This window comes from Algoriphagus sp. (assembly GCF_030694375.1).
Taxonomy (GTDB): Bacteria; Bacteroidota; Bacteroidia; order Cytophagales; family Cyclobacteriaceae; genus Algoriphagus.
In genome coordinates, this window is the sequence record NZ_JAUXYL010000010.1 from 53010 (window position 1) to 72970 (window position 19961).

At 43.3% G+C, this 19961-nt stretch carries 16 protein-coding genes; 15 read left to right on the forward strand and 1 reads right to left on the reverse strand.

Annotation, left to right across the window (positions count from 1 at the left end; genetic code table 11):
• Positions 1–3 precede the first annotated feature (3 nt).
• The 12 genes from Q8M62_RS03495 (at position 4) to Q8M62_RS03550 (ending at position 12920) form a co-directional block, all read left to right on the forward strand.
• The gene (locus Q8M62_RS03495; protein ID WP_304899604.1) at positions 4–1341 is read left to right on the forward strand and encodes a Gfo/Idh/MocA family protein; all 1338 of its coding nucleotides are present in this window, start codon (positions 4–6) and stop codon (positions 1339–1341) included.
• 4 nt (positions 1342–1345) lie between these two features.
• On the forward strand, positions 1346–2464 hold the full coding sequence (locus Q8M62_RS03500) for an acyltransferase family protein (protein ID WP_304899605.1): 1119 nt from the start codon (positions 1346–1348) through the stop codon (positions 2462–2464).
• 427 nt (positions 2465–2891) lie between these two features.
• Complete coding sequence (locus tag Q8M62_RS03505; protein ID WP_304899606.1) at positions 2892–3908, forward strand: Gfo/Idh/MocA family protein; 1017 nt, start codon at positions 2892–2894, stop codon at positions 3906–3908.
• Between the two features lie 48 nt (positions 3909–3956).
• Positions 3957–5585 carry a M1 family metallopeptidase gene (locus tag Q8M62_RS03510; protein WP_304899607.1) on the forward strand — a complete coding sequence of 543 codons (1629 nt, stop codon included), beginning with the start codon at positions 3957–3959 and terminating at the stop codon, positions 5583–5585.
• Between the two features lie 75 nt (positions 5586–5660).
• Complete coding sequence (locus tag Q8M62_RS03515; RefSeq protein WP_304899608.1) at positions 5661–7685, forward strand: M13 family metallopeptidase; 2025 nt, start codon at positions 5661–5663, stop codon at positions 7683–7685.
• Between the two features lie 156 nt (positions 7686–7841).
• On the forward strand, positions 7842–8099 hold the full coding sequence (locus tag Q8M62_RS03520) for a type II toxin-antitoxin system Phd/YefM family antitoxin (RefSeq protein ID WP_304899609.1): 258 nt from the start codon (positions 7842–7844) through the stop codon (positions 8097–8099).
• A complete protein-coding gene (locus Q8M62_RS03525; RefSeq protein WP_304899610.1) occupies positions 8100–8366 on the forward strand; it encodes a Txe/YoeB family addiction module toxin in 267 nt (88 codons plus the stop codon). It abuts the gene before it with no gap.
• Between the two features lie 117 nt (positions 8367–8483).
• Positions 8484–8687, forward strand: coding sequence for a hypothetical protein (locus tag Q8M62_RS03530; RefSeq protein ID WP_304899611.1), 204 nt, complete (start codon positions 8484–8486; stop codon positions 8685–8687).
• A 144-nt stretch (positions 8688–8831) separates the two neighbouring features.
• On the forward strand, positions 8832–10298 hold the full coding sequence (locus Q8M62_RS03535) for a DASS family sodium-coupled anion symporter (protein WP_304899612.1): 1467 nt from the start codon (positions 8832–8834) through the stop codon (positions 10296–10298).
• A 340-nt stretch (positions 10299–10638) separates the two neighbouring features.
• Entirely contained in the window at positions 10639–10800 is a 162-nt protein-coding gene (locus Q8M62_RS03540) for a hypothetical protein (protein WP_304899613.1), read from the forward strand.
• 17 nt (positions 10801–10817) lie between these two features.
• Complete coding sequence (locus Q8M62_RS03545; protein ID WP_304899614.1) at positions 10818–12239, forward strand: sensor histidine kinase; 1422 nt, start codon at positions 10818–10820, stop codon at positions 12237–12239.
• Positions 12240–12242: 3 nt separating this feature from the next.
• Positions 12243–12920, forward strand: a complete 678-nt coding sequence (locus Q8M62_RS03550) for a LytTR family DNA-binding domain-containing protein (protein WP_304899615.1) — start codon at positions 12243–12245, stop codon at positions 12918–12920.
• A gap of 7 nt (positions 12921–12927) precedes the next feature.
• Here the strand turns inward: Q8M62_RS03550 and Q8M62_RS03555 are convergent, their stop codons facing one another.
• A complete protein-coding gene (locus tag Q8M62_RS03555; protein ID WP_304899616.1) occupies positions 12928–13809 on the reverse strand; it encodes an AraC family transcriptional regulator in 882 nt (293 codons plus the stop codon).
• A gap of 131 nt (positions 13810–13940) precedes the next feature.
• On the opposite strand from Q8M62_RS03555, the gene Q8M62_RS03560 reads away from it, so the two are divergent.
• From Q8M62_RS03560 to Q8M62_RS03570, 3 genes are all read left to right on the forward strand, one after another.
• Positions 13941–17444: a PVC-type heme-binding CxxCH protein gene (locus Q8M62_RS03560; RefSeq protein WP_304899617.1), complete on the forward strand. Its 3504-nt coding sequence runs from the start codon at positions 13941–13943 to the stop codon at positions 17442–17444.
• Positions 17445–17446: 2 nt separating this feature from the next.
• Positions 17447–18307: a sugar phosphate isomerase/epimerase gene (locus Q8M62_RS03565; RefSeq protein ID WP_304899618.1), complete on the forward strand. Its 861-nt coding sequence runs from the start codon at positions 17447–17449 to the stop codon at positions 18305–18307.
• Positions 18308–18454: 147 nt separating this feature from the next.
• Entirely contained in the window at positions 18455–19570 is a 1116-nt protein-coding gene (locus Q8M62_RS03570; protein WP_304899619.1) for a Gfo/Idh/MocA family protein, read from the forward strand.
• Positions 19571–19961 lie beyond the last annotated feature (391 nt).

The window sequence follows — 19961 nt, forward strand, 5'->3', positions numbered from 1 at the left end:
CTAATGAAGAAGGACGTCAATCGAAGGAATTTCATCAAAACCGTGGCAACCGGTACACTTGGTTTGGGAGTGATGAGTTCCGCCCATTCTTTCAATATTTTGTCAAAATATCCGGTTGAGAACAAGGTTCGTGTTGCTATCATGGGTGTGAATGGTCGGGGTTCCCAGCATGTTCAGGCTTTTGCAAAAGTACCGAATGCAGAAATTTCGCACATCTGTGATGTAGATTCCAGAGCTGTAAGCAATGGTTTAGCCGTCGCTGAAAAATCCGGAGTCACCAACAAACCACAGGGTATTGCTGATTTCCGAAGGGCTTTGGACGATAAAAGCGTAGATGCGATTTCCATTGCTTTGCCAGACCATTGGCATACTCCAATGGCTTTGATGGCACTGAAAGCCGGAAAACACGTTTATGTTGAGAAGCCTGGAAGCCACAATCCTGCAGAAGGGGAATTGCTTTCCAAGGCAACATCCGCCTATGGAAAAATAGTCCAAATGGGCAATCAGCGTCGTAGTTGGCCCAGAGTGCAGGAAGCGATCGCCGAACTTCACAGCGGCGTAATCGGCAAAGCTTATTATGCCCGTGCTTGGTACACCAACAACCGCCAATCAATAGGTTACGGAAAAACAGCCGCCGTTCCCGAGTGGCTGGATTTCGAACTCTGGCAGGGACCGGCCCCAAGAGCAGCATTCAAAGACAATCTGATTCATTACAATTGGCATTGGTTCTGGAACTGGGGAACCGGTGAAATCGTCAATAACGGCGTCCATTTCCTTGATTTGGCGCGCTGGGGATTGAATGTAGATTATGCAAAAAAAGCCTATTCGAGCGGTGGACGCTATCATTTCAAAGACGATTGGCAAACACCTGATACACAGACTGCCTCTTTTGATTTCGCAGAGGGAAAAAGTATTCTCTGGGAAGGCAGAAGCTGTAACCGAAGAGGAATCAACGAAATGGGTTCGGGGGTTTCTTTCCATGGGGAAAATGGAACACTTGAATTGCTCGACAATTCCTACAAAGTCTATGATAACGCAAACAAGCTTTTGAAAAGCGCCGAGCCAACAAGCAATACCGTGGTAGATGAGCGAGGCGCTGGATTTGACATGGATATTGCTCATTTTACCAATTTCACCAATGCCATTACCAAAGGGGAGAAGCTGATTTCTCCTTATCAAGAAATCGTAAAAAGTGTGATGCTGTGCCATTTGGGCAATATTTCTTACCGGACAGGCAGAGCCTTGGAACTGGACCAATCCAATGGCAGAATTCTTAATGACAAGGCAGCAATGAAGCTTTGGAGCAGGGAATATGAAAAGGGCTGGGAACCAAAAATCTGAGGAAATGGAAATCCTGCTTAAAGAACCTTCCAAACGGTTGATATCCATCGATGCACTTCGGGGTTTCGACATGCTGATGATTTGCGGGGCGGATGCATTTTTCCGAAGTTTCGAAGGCAAAACTTCTTGGGCTTGGCTGGATGGACTGGCTCTTCAGTTTGAGCATCCGGAGTGGATCGGATTTACTTTTTACGATTTCATTTTTCCGCTTTTCCTGTTTGTCGCGGGTATTTCAATTCCTTTTTCTTTGGGAAAATTGATGGATGCCAATGCCCCAAAAGGTCAGATTTATAGAAAAGCATTTTGGAGAATGATGATCCTGATTGGTCTCGGCATGCTTGACAAAAATGCGCCTTTTCCATTCTTCGATTGGGAACAAATTCGGCTTGGAAGCGTGCTCGGACGAATTGGAATTGCGGGTTTTGTGACTGTGGTGTTATTTATGAATTTCAATACTGCTAAACGTTTGATCATAGTAGGAGGAATTCTATTGCTCTATTACGCTGCTGTGTTTCTAATCCCCGTTCCGGGTTTTGGGGTAGCAGACTTGAGTTTTGAGGGAAATTTGGTAGGTTGGTTTGACCGGACTTTTCTTCCCGGAAGATTGCTTCAGGGCCAATTTGATGAACTCGGAATTTTAACCACATTTCCAGCCATCTGCCTCACCATTTTAGGATGTTTTGCAGGGGAAATTTTGAGAAAATCCGATTTAAATGATGTTCAAAAACTCAAGCAACTTTTGGGAACGGGCTTGATTTGCATAGCAATCGCGCTGGTGTGGAACCTTCATTTTCCGATATTCAAGCGGATGTGGACGAGTTCCTTTATTATGCTTACTTCAGGAATGGCTTTTCTTTCGATGGCTTTGTTTTACTGGATGATCGATATCCTGAAATTCCAAAAGTGGGCTTTCTTCTTTGTGGTGGTTGGGATGAACAGTTTGACGATTTACATGATCTACCGCTTTGTGAATTTCAGGCATACGTCAAGGCTTTTGTTTGAAGGCTTATATCGACCCTTAGGCGAAAATTGGTTTCCGGTGATGGAAAGTTTGGGAGCATTGTTGTTGGTGTGGTTGTTCTTGTATTTTCTTTATCGGAAGAAGATTTTCTTTAAGGTTTAAAGTGCTGAAAGCACGTTCTGTAAAAGCCCTGCCTACCGTCAGGCAGGCCAGAATTCAATTCTGGGATTAAAAGACGAATAGTTTTCCAAGGTGCTGAAGGCATGATCTATAATGTTCAATTTATTTATAAATGAATTTTAGATCGCACCTTCAGTGCTCAAAATTGAATCTTCAAAACATAACCCCAAATTGCATTTGGGGCTATTACACGCTGCTCCTTCAGAGCAATTAGATAGGTTAAGTTTATATCCAGTGCTGAAGGCACGTACTATAACAGCCCAGAATGAAATTCTGGGATTAAAAGACGAATAGTTTTCCAGAGTGCTGAAGGCACGATCTGTATTTTCTGGATTGTTTGGTTAATGTCCTACATATAAAAATTAAAACATTAAATAAATTGATTTAAACAGATACAATTCAATCATTTATGAAATCATCCCGCCGATCATTTATAAAGAAAACAACCGCTATTGGAGCAGTAGCTAGTTTAAGTTCTTTGCCTTTTTCTCTTTTGGCAAATGAGCAAGCCAATCCCATCAAAATCGGAATCATCGGTCTGGACACTTCCCATGCACCCGCTTTTACCAAGCTCTTTAATGCTGAAAATCCCAAGCCCGAATTGGCAGGTTTTCGGGTGGTTGCGGCTTACCCTTATGGCAGCAGGGATATCAAATCCAGCATGGACCGCATTCCGGGATATATCGATCAGGTCAAAGAATTGGGAGTAGAAATTGTGGATTCCATCGAAAACCTACTTCAAAAGGTAGATGTGGTCCTTTTGGAAACCAATGATGGAAAACCTCATTTAGAGCAGGCTAGGGCGGTTTTCAAAGCCAAAAAGCCGGTATTTATTGATAAGCCTGTGGCAGGGTCATTGGCTGATGCTGTGAAAATCTATCAAGAGGCTGAAGCTGCCGGAGTGCCCCTATTTTCCTGTTCTTCACTTCGCTACCAAAAGAATGTCCATGCCGTTCGTCACGAAAACAAAATCGGTAAAGTTTTGGCCTGCGATGCCTTCAGCCCGGCAACTTTGGAACCCAGTCATCCTGACTTGTTCTGGTATGGGATTCATGGAGTAGAAATTCTCTTCACGGCAATGGGGACGGGCTGCGAATCTGTCACCCGCTTTTCAACTCCCGATTCCGAAGTTGTAGTTGGAACCTGGAAAGATGGAAGAATCGGGACATTTCGAGGAATGCGAAGCGGAAAACACGACTATGGAGGAACCGCTTTTGGCACGGAGGGGAACCTGTTTTTTGGTCCATTTGAAGGGTATGAACCTTTAGCTATTCAGATCGCGGACTTTTTCCGAACTAAAAAATCACCAATCGATCCCCAAGAGACCCTTGAAATCTATGCTTTTATGGAAGCTGCTGATGAAAGTAAAAGGAGAGGAGGGGAACGAGTGAAATTTGCTGAAATCTTTCAAAAGAATAATCTTTAATTTTCAACTTTCACCTTGAACCAATTTTGATTTAAAATCTCCTATTCAATGAAGTTTCTTCAGACTATATATCTTCTATTATTTCTTTCAGTCACCATCGCGAAAGCCCAGCAAAAATTCACCCGTGCCGACACTTTGCGTGGAAGTATCACTCCTGAACGCGCATGGTGGGACCTGAATCATTATCATTTGGCAGTAGAGATTTTCCCAGAATCAAAATCCATAAAAGGCTCAAATACAATTCGATACCGAGTCCTATCCGAACAGCAAGTTTTACAGATTGACCTTCAAGAGCCACTTAAGATTGCCTCCATTCTTCAAGAAGGAGAGAAGCTGGATTTCAAGCGAGAAGGTGCAGTGCACTGGGTAAGGTTGAAGAAAAAGCAGGTTCCCGGAAGCTTTGAAGAGCTGATCGTCAACTACGAGGGACAGCCCAAAGAAGCTATTCGACCGCCTTGGGATGGAGGGATCACTTGGCAAAAAGACAGCAATGGGAAGCATTTTATTGCTTCATCCAATCAAGGCATCGGTTCAAGCATTTGGTGGCCACTCAAAGATCATCCGGCCGATGAAGTGGACAGCCTGATGATCAGCGTGACGGTACCGGAAGGATTGATGGACGTCTCGAATGGCAGATTGGTAGGTATCGATCTAGGTAAGGGAAAAAACACCTACCATTGGTCAGTCGTGAATCCAATCAATGACTACGGGGTAAATATCAACATTGGGGATTACGTGCATTTTGGAGAGAAGTATGCCGGAGAAAAAGGCACTTTGGACATGGATTATTTTGTGCTGCGCGAAAATCTGGAGAAAGCAAAAGTTCATTTTCAGGACGCAAGAAGAATGATGGAGGCTTTTGAACATTGGTTTGGGCCGTATCCATTCTATGAAGATGGGTTCAAACTGGTCGATGCACCCTATTTGGGTATGGAGCATCAGAGTTCGGTGACCTATGGCAACGGCTATCAAATGGGCTATCGGGGCCGGGATTTGAGTGGCACGGGTTGGGGGCTGAAATTTGACTTTATCATCATCCATGAAGCTGGACATGAGTGGTTTGCCAATAATATTACCTACAAAGATGTGGCAGATATGTGGATCCACGAGAGTTTTACCAACTATTCGGAAAGCCTCTTTTTGGATTTTCACTATGGGAAAGAAGCGGGGCAGGAATATGTCCGCGGCACCCGAATGAATATTGCCAATGACCGTCCGATCATCGGAACTTACGGCCTCAATCAGCGGGGTTCGGGCGATATGTACTACAAAGGAGGAAACCTGCTCAATATGCTTCGGGAAATCCTCAACGATGACGAAAAGTGGAGACAGATCCTACGAGGCTTAAATCAGGAGTTTTATCATCAGACCGTGACTACATTACAGGTAGAAAGCTTTATTTCACAGGCATTTGGGATGGATCTCAAACCCGTTTTTGACCAGTATTTAAGAGATGCCCGAGTTCCGATTCTGGAATATTATTACTCAGACAATCAGACCCTTTCTTACCGATGGATCTCCTGTTTACCCAATTTCACCATGCCTGTGGATGTGGAAATCGGAGGAAAAAAGCTGAGAATCCTGTCCAAAACTGCCTGGTCAGAATTGAAAGTACAGCATCAGGGTGAAGTAAAGGTGGATCCTGATTATTATGTCGGTTTGATAAGAATGCGATAAGCCATAAAAACAATTACATGGATGGGTAAAATCCCCATCTATTTTTCTTTTATTTCCAACAAAAACTGACCTCCAATGAATCATAAAACCCTCCTCGCTTTACTTGCTTTGGCAGCTTGCACTTCCAAATCTCCAACACCTGAGTCCGGAGAGCGCCTGTTTGTCGATGTTGCAGGAATTGATTCCAACATCAAGCCCGGCGACAACTTCTTCATGCACGTCAACGGCAAATGGTATGATACTGCCAGGATAGCCGACGATCAGGTAGGGGTGGGGTCTTATTCGTTCTTGAATATTCCGCAGCGGCAGCTTTTGGAAAACATACTCGAAGAAGTATCAGCACAAACTCATCCAAAAGGAAGTAACGAACAGAAAGTAGGGGACTTCTATGCCTCCGGCATGGCCACTGAAGTCATCAATGCGCGCGGATACGAGCCTGTTCAGCCGATTCTAAATGAGATCGATGGAATCAAGGATCTTACAGGAATGATGGCATTTGTCACTATGCAAATCAGCCGAGGCAATAATTCCATCATCGGAATGAACGTTTCACCCGATCAGGAAAACAGCAGCATCAATATCCTGCATTTCAGTCAGTCAGGCTTGGGCTTACCGGATCGAGATTACTATTTCAAAACTGACTCAGCCACTCTTGGAATTCAAAAAGCCTATAAAACCTACATTGCCACACTTTTTGAACTGACAGGGTCAAATCAAGCAGATGCTCAAAAAAGTGCTGAGAAGGTATATGGAATAGAAAAGTCGCTGGCAGAATCCCATAAAACACGCATCGAGCGGAGAGTAGTCAAAGAGAATTACAATAAGATGGCTGTCGCTGAACTGGATTCAAAAATGCCGAATATCGGGATTGGTAAGATGCTAAATCAACTGAATCTCAAAGCAGATTCCGTTGATGTGCGCCAACCTGCCTACTACAGCAAACTGAATTCGATGCTGAATTCTGTCAACCTGGGCGATTGGAAAACTTATTTAAAAGCAAGTTCCTTAGTGACCTATGCGAGTGTCTTGAGCGAACCGTTCGAAGCGGCTAGCTTTGAGTATGAAAAAGTCCTACTAGGCCAATCCAAGCAACTGACCCGTGCGCAGCAAATGGTCAGCAAAGTAGACCGCCAATTGGGATTTGCTTTGGGTCAATTGTATGTCAAGCGGTATTTCAATGAGGATGCCAAAAAGCGGATTTCGGAACTGGTGGACAACTTCCAAAAAGCCTTCGAAACCCGCATCAAACAGTTGGACTGGATGAGCGACAGCACCAAAATCAAGGCAATCGAGAAACTCTACGCCATCAAAAAGAAAGTGGGTTATCCCGATGTCTGGAGAACATACGAAGCGGTCACAATCAATCGGGATACCTATTTTGAAAATGTGGTCGCACTGATGGAAAACGACTATCAGTATCAAGCGGCAAAGCTCAACAAAGCGCCAAACAAAGACGAGTGGGGGACTACACCTTCTACGGTGACGGCCTATTACAATCCTTCCCTGAATGAAATTGTCTTTCCTGCGGGAATCTTACAGTATCCATACTTTGATCTTTACGCTGACGATGCGATCAATTATGGAGGCATTGGCATGGTCATCGGACACGAACTGACGCATGCCTTTGATGATCAGGGTGCGCAATACGACAAAGATGGTAATGTCAAAAATTGGTGGACAGACGCTGATTTTGCGAAGTTCAAAGCCAAAACACAACAATTGATCGAACGCTATGACACCTTCACCGTCTTGGACAGTGTTCCGGTAAAAGGCGCCATGACGATCGGTGAGAATACCGCAGACAATGGCGCGCTCTACATCGCCTATGAAGCCTTCAAACTCACCAAACAAGGACAGGATACCACCAAAATCGACGGTTACACCCCGGATCAGCGCTTTTGCATTTCGATCGCACAAATCTGGCGAGTCAAAACCAGGGATGAGTTTATGCGCAACTATGTGAATACCAATTCCCATTCACCAGCCACATGGCGAGTCAATGGCCCGCTGATGAACTTTGATTCATTTTATACCGCATTCAACGTGCGGCCTGGAGATAAAAATTACAAGGCAGAAGGGGATAGGATTAGGATTTGGTGATGTATGTTGAATGGTTGTAAAGTTGTAAGGTTGAAAGGTTCTAAGAACACTATTCTTCATATTTGATTAAGACACGAAGAATTAAATTATAAAATAAGTACAGAATTACGTACATTTATTTGTAACTTTTTTGAAAAAATTAGGTTAAATAAAGCTATGAAAACTTCGACAATTACAGATTTTAGGACGAATATGAAAGAGCGGCTTCAGGAAATTGAAGAAGCCCAAGATATCCTGATTCTTTCGGGGCCTAAAAAGCGGGATTTCGTCGTGATGTCTTTGGATCAATTTAATTCAATGGAAGAAACTGTCCATTTGCTATCCACTCAAGCCAATACTCAAAGACTTCTGGAAAGTATCGCTCAGGATAAAGCAAGTGAAGCCCAGATCCGGGAAATAAAATTGGAGGAATAAATGCAAGTCGCATTTACAGACCACGCTTGGGAAGAGTATTTGTATTGGCAAGAGCAGGATGCCGATGTCCTTGAAAAAATCAATGAGCTGATCAAGGAAATCAAACGAACTCCTTTCAAAGGAAAAGGCAAGCCCGAACCACTCAAAGGAAATTTAGCCGGATATTGGTCCAGGAGAATAACGGGGGAGCATCGATTGGTTTATCGGGTTCAAGGCGCTGGAGAAGATCAAGTTCTCAGGATTGTGCAGGCGAGGTTTCATTATTGAAAACCGGTTTGAAGGTTTTAAACTTCTGTTGGAATTTCTATAGGAGCCTCCAAATACCAGCGAGTTAGGATTTGTAAATAGTGTTTTAAAAAATGGAAATCCAATAATTTGGTTATTGTGAAGAAACCTACAAAAAGTAGAAAATATAAACCATTGATTCGACCGACTACTTTTCAAATGTCCGTGAATGAATTACGTCTAAACAAAGCAGAAATTTACAATCGGATGGAGCTTCAGGCAAATGAGCTTGAGACGATTGAATTTTACAAGAAGGCTGAAAATGACCTTTCTAAATTGGATTTAGAAATCATGGAAGGATGATACGTTGGACAAAGGCTGGGATTTAGGAATAGATCTTAATGTTGTATAATTTATATTATGTTAAATAGAAAATCCCGATCTCCATTCGGGATTCTTTTTTATCTTTCCTGCACTATTCCAGCCCTAACCTCTACTTTGCCTTAAATGACAAATTGGCTTCCCCGATTCGGCTTATATTTCGGTCCGATTTCCTTTCTGTTGATTTATTTTTTTGTACAGTCTGCAGGATTGAATCCTGCAGCGCAGGCTATGCTGGGTTTGGCCTGCTGGATGGCAATCTGGTGGATCACCGAAGCCATACCCATTGCTGCCACCGCAATTCTGCCTTTGATCCTGATGCCGCTGCTTGGAATTCTGAATATCGAATCCATCTCGGATAATTACATGCACCCTACAGTACTCCTATATATGGGAGGATTTCTGTTGGCTACAGGAATTGAAAAATGGAATCTTCATCGCCGGATTGCGCTGAACATCATCAACCTGATGGGAACAGATTTACGACGGATTGTACTTGGGTTTATTCTTGCCACAGGATTTCTATCCATGTGGATTTCCAATTCTGCCACTGCCCTCATGATGTTACCGATTGGTTTGGCTGTAGTCAATCAGTTTAAAACCCAGCTGGGACCCGAAAATGAAGGAATTGCTTCCAGTCTCGGAAAGAATATCATGCTGGGAATTGCGTATTCGGCATCGATTGGTGGAATGGCGACTTTGATCGGAACCCCTACCAATGCCATTATGGCTGCGGTAATTAAAGAACTTTACAACTATTCCATTGGGTTTAATGAATGGATGCTTTTTGGTTTTCCATTTGCAGCTTTCCTTTTAATTAATTGCTGGTTGTATTTGGTCAAAACAGCCAATCCCCTACCTAAAAAACTAAATCTTGACGACATCAAATCCGTAATTGCCAATCAACTAAAGGCCTTGGGAAAAATGAGTTTTGAAGAAAAAGTGGTCTTGATTGTCTTTGGATTGGTTTGTTTTTCCTGGATAACGCGAAGTTTTATTTTGGCCAAAATTTTCCCTCAAATCGATGATACAATCATTGTCTTGATCGGTGTGGTGTTACTTTTTATCCTTCCCTCCGCTCAGAAAAATGTTCGGATTCTGGACTGGAAAACTGCCGAGAAGATCCCCTGGGGGGTTTTGATTCTTTTTGGTGGTGGTTTGGCTTTAGCCGAAGGCTTCAAAGAAACAGGCTTGGCTGAATGGATTGGCGGAGGTTTTACCACCATTGACGGAATTGGTTTTATCGTATTGCTACTTATAGTTGTCGCCTCGGTCAATTTCCTCACTGAGGTCACTTCTAATGTCGCTACTGCTTCGATGCTGCTTCCAATATTGGCTTCTGTTGCGCTCAAGCTTGATTTGCATCCTTTTGGACTGATGGTTGGGGCCACTTTGGCTGCAAGTTGCGCATTTATGCTTCCGGTGGCCACCCCTCCCAATGCTGTGGTTTTCGGTTCGGGTTACCTTCAGATGAAGGATATGGTCAAAGCTGGATTCCGTCTCAATTTGGTGTCCATCGTGGTCATCACGCTTATGGTCTACTTTATCCTTCCGTTGTTGTGGGGAATTGACCTGGAGCACTATCCATTTTGATTTCTGATTTCGGATATGTGATTTCGGATTTTTTCTTCAAATATGGGTACTAAAATATTTTTAGTTTCCGGAGATAATAATCCTAAATATTGATTCACCTGAGCATTTCGGTGTGTCAGGTTGAGCGGAGTCGAAACCGGACTTCGACTCCGCTAAGTCTGACACAACCACCTGCCAGTTTGATCGAAGATACCTGGTACCCAAAATTTCAAATCTCAAATTTCAAATTCCCTTTCATTTCCACCCCTCAAACCTCTCCTTTCGTCCCATTTTTTTGCCTGTATTTGGCTGGGTAAGTATTCTTGTGATGTCAATTGACGAAACGAAAACTAAACCAACTTTGAAAACCCCAAAGCTAAAAGTGGAACGCAAAACTGTCTTTTATCTGCTGATCGCTGCGGGGCTTTTCTATAATCTGTTTTTGGCTTTTTCGGATCCGGAGCCTCATGAACAGCGGCAATTGACCAAACATGAAATTTCCAACTCACCCAATCTTAAATAATCTTTATTTTACCAGCTATGCAGTCCAAAAGCTTAGATTTCCGACAGGTCGAATGGTGGATCGTCACCACAGCGGTTTTGACCGCCTTTCTTTTTGTCCTCTTTGGTTACCGTCCTCAATTCTACAATGATTCCGGAATGGCTATTTTCCAATTTGCCAGCAGGCTGCTGATTTTGGCTGCACTCTATTCCGCTTTCCATTTGATTCACATGGTCCTGATTCCAAAGTATCAAACAGATTCCAACAAGTGGCCATCCGTGGTCTGGATTGCACTGACCGGACTTGTTGCATTTGGTATTTGTGCGATTTTTGGATACACGTCCAAATTGGTCAAGACACCCTTCCCCACCTACTTTCTTGGAATAGTGGTGCTTTATGTCTGCTACCTGATCGGCTCCAAACTTTTCAGTCAGGTGCTGACTCCTCCCAAAATCCGCGATTTTCAGATTTACAATATCTCCCGTCTAATTTTGGGCTATCTGTTTACATTGCTTTTTCTGATTCAGCTCGATGTCATTTCCAGCGAAGGTCCTTCCATCATCTTTGGTGTCTTCATTCCGGTGATTTTCATTGCCAGTCTTTACAATTTCTTTCTGGTGTATGGAAAAAAGAAAACAGGCCAAATCAAGCAATCCAGGTGGTATAATTGGGGTTTGATGGCCATCATTTTAATTGGTGCTCTCATTATATCGGTAGAGAGTAATCATGAGGAAATATTTGTAATTGGCGGCTTGGGAACTGTAGCTTTCATCCAATTGATCTTTTTTCCTTTGACTTCCCTCCTTTTCAAAAAGTACGACTCATACATTGGTCAAATCTCCACCCTTTCTTACCAAGTCAATCAGGGTGAAGCAGGAATGGATTTCCTCCGCTCCCAAATCAACCCTCACTTTCTCTTTAATGCACTGAACACGCTCTATGCGAGCTCTTTGATGGAAAATGCGGAGAAAACATCCGATGGCATTCAGAAACTCGGTGATATGATGCGTTTCATGCTCCATGAGAACCAACTCCCCCGCATTCCGCTCTCCAGAGAAATCAACTACCTTAGAAACTACCTCGACCTGCAGATGCTTCGCTTTGGGGCTCAGGACAATTTGGATATCGATATCCAGATCAATGAAAATCAATGTGCCGGAGACATCGCTCCGATGCTGTTGATTCCGTTTGTCGAAAATGCCTTCAAACACGGCATATCTGCCAAAGAAAAATCCTGGATCAAGCTTAACTTGAGGTGCATTGCAGGGTCTGTTCATTTGGACTTGGTCAACAGTACTCATCCCGAGAAACCGGCCTCAGAAAAATCCCGTGAAGAATCCGGAATCGGACTTGAAAATGTGAAAAGCAGGCTTCAATTGGTCTATCCAAATCGACATAACTTGAATATAATTTCCAACGATACCGACTTCTTTGTCCACCTTTCCATTCAATTGAATTAACACATGATATCGGCAATCGCCATCGACGATGAATCCTACGCTTTGGAAGTGATCAAATCGCACGCTTCCAAAGTGCCTTTTCTGGAGCTCAAAGCCACATTTACCAATCCGGTTCAGGGACTTGAGTATCTGAAAAACGAGTCCATTCAACTGGTATTTCTTGATATCAATATGCCGGACATCTCAGGAATTGACTTGGCGGTTCTCCTTCCAAAAGAAACCGTGGTGATTTTTACAACCGCTTATTCAGATTATGCGGTAAAAGGCTTCGAGCTTGATGCCCTGGACTATTTGTTAAAGCCTTTTAATCTCAGTCGTTTTCTGAAAGCCTGCCAAAAAGCCCAGGAATGGATCGAACTTCATCCGAAAAATGAACCCTCCTTCCTTTTTGTCAAAACCAGCGATGGTCAGATTCGAGTCGATTTTTCGGATTTACTGTATTGCGAGGCTCAGGGAAATTACGTGACCTTTCAGCTGTTAGACCAAAAGATTATGAGCCGGATGACACTTTCTGAAACGGAAAAACTTTTGCCGGTATCCTTTATCCGAACTCATAGATCGTTTTTGGCCAATAAAAATCAGATCACTAAAGTCGAAAAACATCAACTTCATCTGAATGGATTTGTGGTTCCGATAAGTTCGTCCTACATCGATCAGGTTTTGGAACTATTAAAAACCTGAATTGATCCTAGGCGATCACAAATGTTTTATAAAACTCTTTCCTGTATTGCACAGGGGTCATTTTGATCCGTTCCTTGAAGAGTTTGTTGAAATTGGACAAAGTAAAAAACCCGCATTCATAAGAGATCTCGCTGATATTCAAATCAGATTCATGCAGTAGTTTGCAGGCATGAGAAATTCGAACATCAGTCAAAAAATCGGAAAATGATTTATTTACTCTTGATTTGAAGAATCTGCTGAAAGCAGACACCGAAAGATTGGAAATTTGGGCAGCTTCTTCCAAACTGACTTTCGACTGGAAATTGTGCATGACATATTCATACACCTGACCCATTCGATCCTTTTCGGATTCCTTGTTGGTATTTACATAAGCCGCATCGGTAATCAATTTGCAATCCGGTGAATCAGCTATTGTCTGTAGGATTTTGAGCAAACTGATAAGACTATTCACTCCTTTTAAATCGAGCAGCTCGATCATCATATTTTTAACCAAATGATTCGTGTTTCCGGTAATCTCAATTCCTCTCACTGATTTTTTGAGCATATTGGATAAGCCTTCGAATTCCTCCAACTGAAAAACTGAATTGTTAAGAAAATTATCCGGAAAGTAAACCACAATGCCATGCGTGCTCAGATTATTCTCAGGAATGTGATAAGCCTTATCATTTTTCCAAAGGTGAGGGAGATCAGGTCCGGTAAGTACCATATCCCCTTCCCGAAAAGTCTGCATATGATCTCCAATAAAGCGGGTACCACTCCCCTTCAAGGCAACGAATAATTGATATTCTGAATGAAAATGCCAGTTTACGTCAAAAAATGGAGCGATCAACTCTTTAACTACAAATGCTTTACCCTCTGGGATACGGGATTTTTGGAGTGGTCTTTTCACTGATTTCTGCTCTTTTTTTTCAAATATAAAATTCAAATTGGAAAAAAACAGTCACTATTCAAGTAAAAACAGTAAGGAATTCTGAGCCAAATTGAGGAATATTAGCATCTAAATTTTAGTAAGCCCAAAGCATGACCAATTTAAAAAATTGGAGAAGCTCTTATCTTCTCCTTCTCATCGCACTCACCCTCATTATTTCCTGCGGAAAAAAGGAAAATTTCCTTTCCATGACTGATCCAAGACGGGTAGAAATCCTCGTCCTAGGCCATGAAAGTGAACATCACAACTCCGAAAAGCTGATGATGTATCTTGGAACTCCCCTTTTCCAAAAAGGAATCAACCTCACCTACACTACAGATCTTAATGATCTCAACAAGGTGACCTTAAATAATTATGACGGGCTAATGATCTATGCCAACCATGAAAAGATCAGTCCTGAACAGGAAAAAGCACTTAAAGACTATGTTCAAAGCGGTAAGGCGCTAATACCGATCCATTCGGCTTCCTTCTGTTTCCAAAACTCCGACTGGTACATCGGTGCGGTTGGAGGTCAGTTTAGTACCCATGGAACAGGAGATTTTACCGTGGGCATTATTGATAGTGCACATCCGGTGATGGCTGGCTTGGAGGAGTTTGAAACTTGGGATGAAACCTACGTTCATACCAAAGTCAATCCCGACATGCATGTCCTGATGGAACGGGTCGAAGGCGGCAAAAAAGAACCTTACACTTGGGTAAGGAATGAAGGCAAAGGGCGTGTGTTCTATACGGCTTACGGCCATAATGAGAAGACATGGGGAAAAAAGGGCTTTCAGGACTTGGTGGCAAATGGTATTCTTTGGGCTGTTGGAGATAAGGTGAATGAACTTTTGACCAAATATGAAATTCCAATACCTGAATTTCAGGATGCCGAAATACCAAATTATGAAAAGCGGGATCCCGCCCCACGCTATCAGCTTCCTTTGACACCTGAGCAAAGTATGAAACTGATTCAGGTTCCTGTCGGGTTTGAATTGCAGCTTTTCGCTGCCGAACCAATGATCATCAATCCGATGGCAATAGCATGGGACGAAAGAGGCAGACTTTATGTCATCGAAACAGTGGATTATCCTAATGAAGTCCGAAAAGAGGGTGGCAATGACAAAATCAAAATTCTGGAAGATACCAATGGAGACGGCAAGGCTGATAAAGTTACTGTCTTTGCAGATAATCTGAATATTCCGACATCCATCATGGCTGTAAATGGCGGCATTGTAATCTCCATGGCACCTGATTTTATATTCTTAAAAGATACCGATGGCGATGATGTTGCCGATGTCAGAGAAGTAGTAATGACTGGTTGGGGCAAAAGCGATACCCATGCAGGACCTTCTAATTTGAAGTATGGTTTTGACAATAAAATCTGGGGCGTCTTGGGTTATTCCGGCTTCAATGGAGAAGTAAGTGGCGTAAGACATCAATTTGGACAGGGTGTTTATCGATTTGATCCTAGCGGAAATAATCTGGAATACCTGGGAAATACTTCAAACAATACTTGGGGATTGGGTTTCACCGAAGACTTTGAAACATTTATTTCTACGGCAAACGGTCAGCACAGTGTGTATTTTTCCATGGCAAATAACTACCTAAAGCGACCAGTCTTTCAAGGATCTGCCAATACAGTTCATGGCATCGACTCGCATTATGATATGCCTCATCTCACGCCTTTCCTAAGACAGGTTGATTGGCATGGAAGCTATACCGCTGCTGCAGGACATAATTTCTACACAGCAAGGAGCTTTCCTAAAAACTATTGGAACAAAATCGCCTTCGTGGCAGAGCCAACAGGACGAGTGCTCCACAATGCGATCATGAATCCGGAAGGATCTGGATTTAAAGAAAAAAATGGATTTAATATTTTGGCGAGTTCAGACGAGTGGTTCTCCCCTGTTCATGCCGAGGTTGGACCTGACGGAGCGCTTTGGGTTGCAGACTGGTACAACTTTATCATCCAGCATAACCCTACTCCAAGAGGATTCGAAAACGGTGACGGTAATGCTTACATCAATCCCCTACGTGACAGCAAGCACGGACGTATTTATCGAATGGTATACAAAGGCGGAGATGATTCAGAGACGTTTGACCTGAAAGATGCCAGCTCCAAAAAGCTAATCTCTGCCTTGAAAAGCGAGAATATGTTTTGGAGATTGACCGCGCAGCGTTTGATTGTAGAGACAAAAAATAAAGAGGTCCTTCAAGACCTGTATAAAATTATCGGAGATCAAAGTGTTGATGCAGTGGGGCTTAACGGTCCTGCAATCAATGCCCTTTGGACCTTGCATGGTTTGGGAGAATTGAATGGGACAAACAGGGAAGCGGAGCAAATGGTAGAAAAAGCACTTCGACACCCTTCCGGTGCGGTAAGGAAAAATGCACTTCGCGTGATCCCTCGTACTGAGGCTTCGCTGAAAGCCATCATGGCTTCCAATCTCCTGAACGATTCGGATTTACATGCACGAAAATATGCTTTCCTGACTTTGTCAGAAATGCCTTTCAATGAAGGTGCTGCCAAAGAATTGATCAAGGCTGCCGATGTTGCTGATAATGGAACAGATGCGTATTTGCCTCAGGCAATATTTGCAGCGGTTTTAGCACACCCAACTGAATTTGCAAAGCGAGACAGCAAGACAGCTTTACAGTCCGGTGACAATGCCGAATTGTCCTTGGCTGACCGAATCAGCAGAAGCTTGGTTGCGGAGCAATATCCATTGGATTCCAGAAACTCTATCCTTTTTCCACCTGAAGTGGCTGGAAAGGAAATTGCAATTCGAATGATTGCATCCAAAGGCAACAATCCTCTGGATGGAATTTTGGTGGCACATGGAAATGGTACCAATGGTTACAGCTTATATATCTATGAAGACAAACTTCACTTTGCAGTAGCTCAGGATGAAAAACTCACGATAATTAGTTCTAAAAAAGGCCTCCCTGAAGAGCAATTCATCATTGATGCAACCCTTGTGGAAGATGGAAGTATGACATTGATGATCAATGGGGAGGAAATCGGAAAAGCTAAAACCAAAGGACTTTTCGCCGCAGAACTTACTCCTAGACGTGTTCGTGTTGGTCAAAATGACTCAAGAAATCAAGTTGGAAAATATGAAGGGGGCTGGATGTTCGCTGGTAGAATTAGCAACAAATCAACCCTAGCACTGAAAAAACCAGGATCTGATATTCAAATGATGGCTGACGCTGGAGGTGCTACCACCGCAGCAAATGGTACAACTCTGATCAAATTGGGAGTAATCCCCCATGAGATGAAATTCACCTTGGCCACATTCACGGTGAAGGCTGGTTCTCAGGTTACGATAGACTTCGAAAACCCGGATTTCATGCAGCATAACTTGGTCATTGGACAAAAAGGATCCATGGAGACCATCGGTGAAGCTGCGGATGCTTTGGCCCGTGATCCAAAAGGTGCCGAACAAAATTACGTCCCTAAGATTCCTCAAGTAATAGCTGCTACCCTATTGGTTGATCCAGAAGGTCGTGAATCAATCGTATTCACTGCCCCAACCGAACCGGGAGACTATCCATTTGTCTGTACAGTACCGGGCCACTGGAGAATTATGAACGGAATCATGAAAGTAGAATAGGCATGGCGTTGAATGTAACATTTGCAGTCAGCACCTGGCTATGGACTTCGCCTTTCAACAAGGAAACCGTCAAGCTTTTTCCAAAAATCAAAAGCTACGGATACGATGCGGTGGAGATTCCTGTGGAAGATCCCGCTTTAATTGACATTGATTGGGTAAAGAAAGCACTTGCGGATAATGGGCTCAGGCCTGTTCTCTGCGGCGCTTTCGGCACAAGCCGGGATTTGACCAATGAAGATCCGGCATTTCATCAAACCTGCTTCGATTACCTTGATTCCTGTTTTGAAATTGCTTCTGAATTGGGAGCAAGTTTTGTGGCCGGACCGATGTATTCGGCGGTAGGAAAAGCCCGTTTGGTCTCAGCCGAACAAAAAAAAATCGAATGGAATCGCGCTGTCACCAACCTCCGGAAAGTCTGTCATCGTGCAGGTGAATTTGGATTGGAGATCGCAATAGAAACCCTAAACCGATTTGAAACTGACCTGATCAACACCTCCGAAGAGTTAATGCAACTGATCACAGATATCAATGAACCTCAGGCCAAGGCAATCCTAGATGGATTCCACATGAATATTGAGGAACCGAGTATCGAGCATGCGATTAAAACTGTCGGAGATAAACTGATCCATGTGCAGGTTTCTGAAAACTACCGAGGAACTCCCGGAACAGGCCAAACCAACTGGGCTGCCTGGAAGCGAGGCTTGGAAGGAATCAACTACCAAGGGGTAATTTCTATCGAAAGCTTTACTCCCGATGTGAAAGAACTGGCAGGTGCGGTATGCATCTGGAAACCATTGGTTCCTTCTCAGGACGGCTTTGCCAAAGAAGGACTGGAATTTTTGAGGAAGTGGGCAGCGGAATAGGTCCAAACCGCAAGTTTTTGTCAGTCCGAGCGGAGTCGAGGACCCTTCGACTCCGCTCAGGGTGACATCCACATTGGTCTTCCCAACTTCCTTACCTCCAAACCTCCATACTCCCCAACATCTTTACACCAAAAACACTAAATACCCATGAGTCAAAAACAAATCAACATCGCCATCATCGGATTGGGATTTGGAGCCGAATTTATTCCAATTTACCAAAAGCATCCCTTGGCCAATATGTATGCAATTTGCCAGCGAAATAAAGAAAAGGCAGAAGAAATCGGAAAAGCATTTGGAATCGAAAAGGTGTATACCGACTACGATGAGTTACTTAAAGACCCCAATGTCGATGCAGTTCACATCAATACGCCAATCCAAAATCACGCTGAGCAATCCTTAAAAGCCCTTCGTGCTGGCAAGCATGTCGCCTGTACCGTACCCATGGCTACTACCGTCGAGGAGTGCCGTGCGATCGTCGAAGAAACCGAGCGTACCGGTTTGACATACATGATGATGGAAACGGTGATTTACAGTCGCGAATTCCTCTTTGTAAAAGAAATGTATGAGAAAGGCGAGCTGGGCAAAATTCAATTTCTTAGAGCCTCTCATCAGCAGGAAATGGCAGGATGGCCAGGCTATTGGGAAGGCCTCCCTCCAATGCACTATGCCACCCACTGTGTGGGTCCGGTTTTGGCCTTGCCAAAAGGACAGGCAGAATACGTTTCCTGTTTAGGGTCAGGAAGAATTGATGAAAATCTTATTCCAAAGTACGGTTCTCCTTTTGCGATCGAGACTTGTCACATCAAGCTTAAAGATTCCGATTTGGCGGCTGAGGTTACAAGATCTTTATTTAACACGGCAAGGCAGTATCGGGAAAGTTTTGATGTGTATGGCTCTAAAAAGTCATTTGAGTGGACACTGATCGAGCACGAAGATTCTGTAATCCATACCGGAGAAAGTCCGGAGAAAGTCAAAATCCCGGATTATGCACATTTGCTTCCTAAAGAGATCGCTTCTTTTACAACTCAGGGAGTATATGACGGTGACGACAATCAGCATTTGTCTTTTATTCAAGGATCCGGCCATGGAGGTTCTCATCCACATCTTGTAAATGAATTTCTCAATGCCCTGATTGAGAAAAGAGCTCCATATCCGGATGCAAGGCAATCTGCCAATATTACCTGTGTGGGTATTTTGGCTCATGAATCTGCCATGGAGGGCGGAAAAATCAAGTTCCTCCCAGACTTTACAATGAACAAATAACAAACAGAAAAGGCAGCTGCGAGGCTGCCTTTTTCATTCAACGTTTTTTTAACCGTTAAGAACACAAAGTTGCGCAAAGGTTTTTATTGCAAAGTTCTTGGCTGGTTCAAGTCTTCAGACCTGCCTTGCCGTCAGGCAGGCTTGGACCTTCTATGCTGCAGTCTTCGGACTGCTTTCCTTTCGATTTCAAGCGGCAGTCTGAAGACTGCATTTAGGTAAGCACAAGTCAAAAGACTTGCGCTAAATGTTTACTTATTTTCAAAACCTCGGGTAGTCTAAGATCAAAAAATAAAAATCTGTGAATTTCTCTGCGTGAATCTGTGGGAAATAAAAATCTGCGCGAATCAGCGATTTTTTCTGGGGAGATAATAAAATGGCCCTATAAAAACAG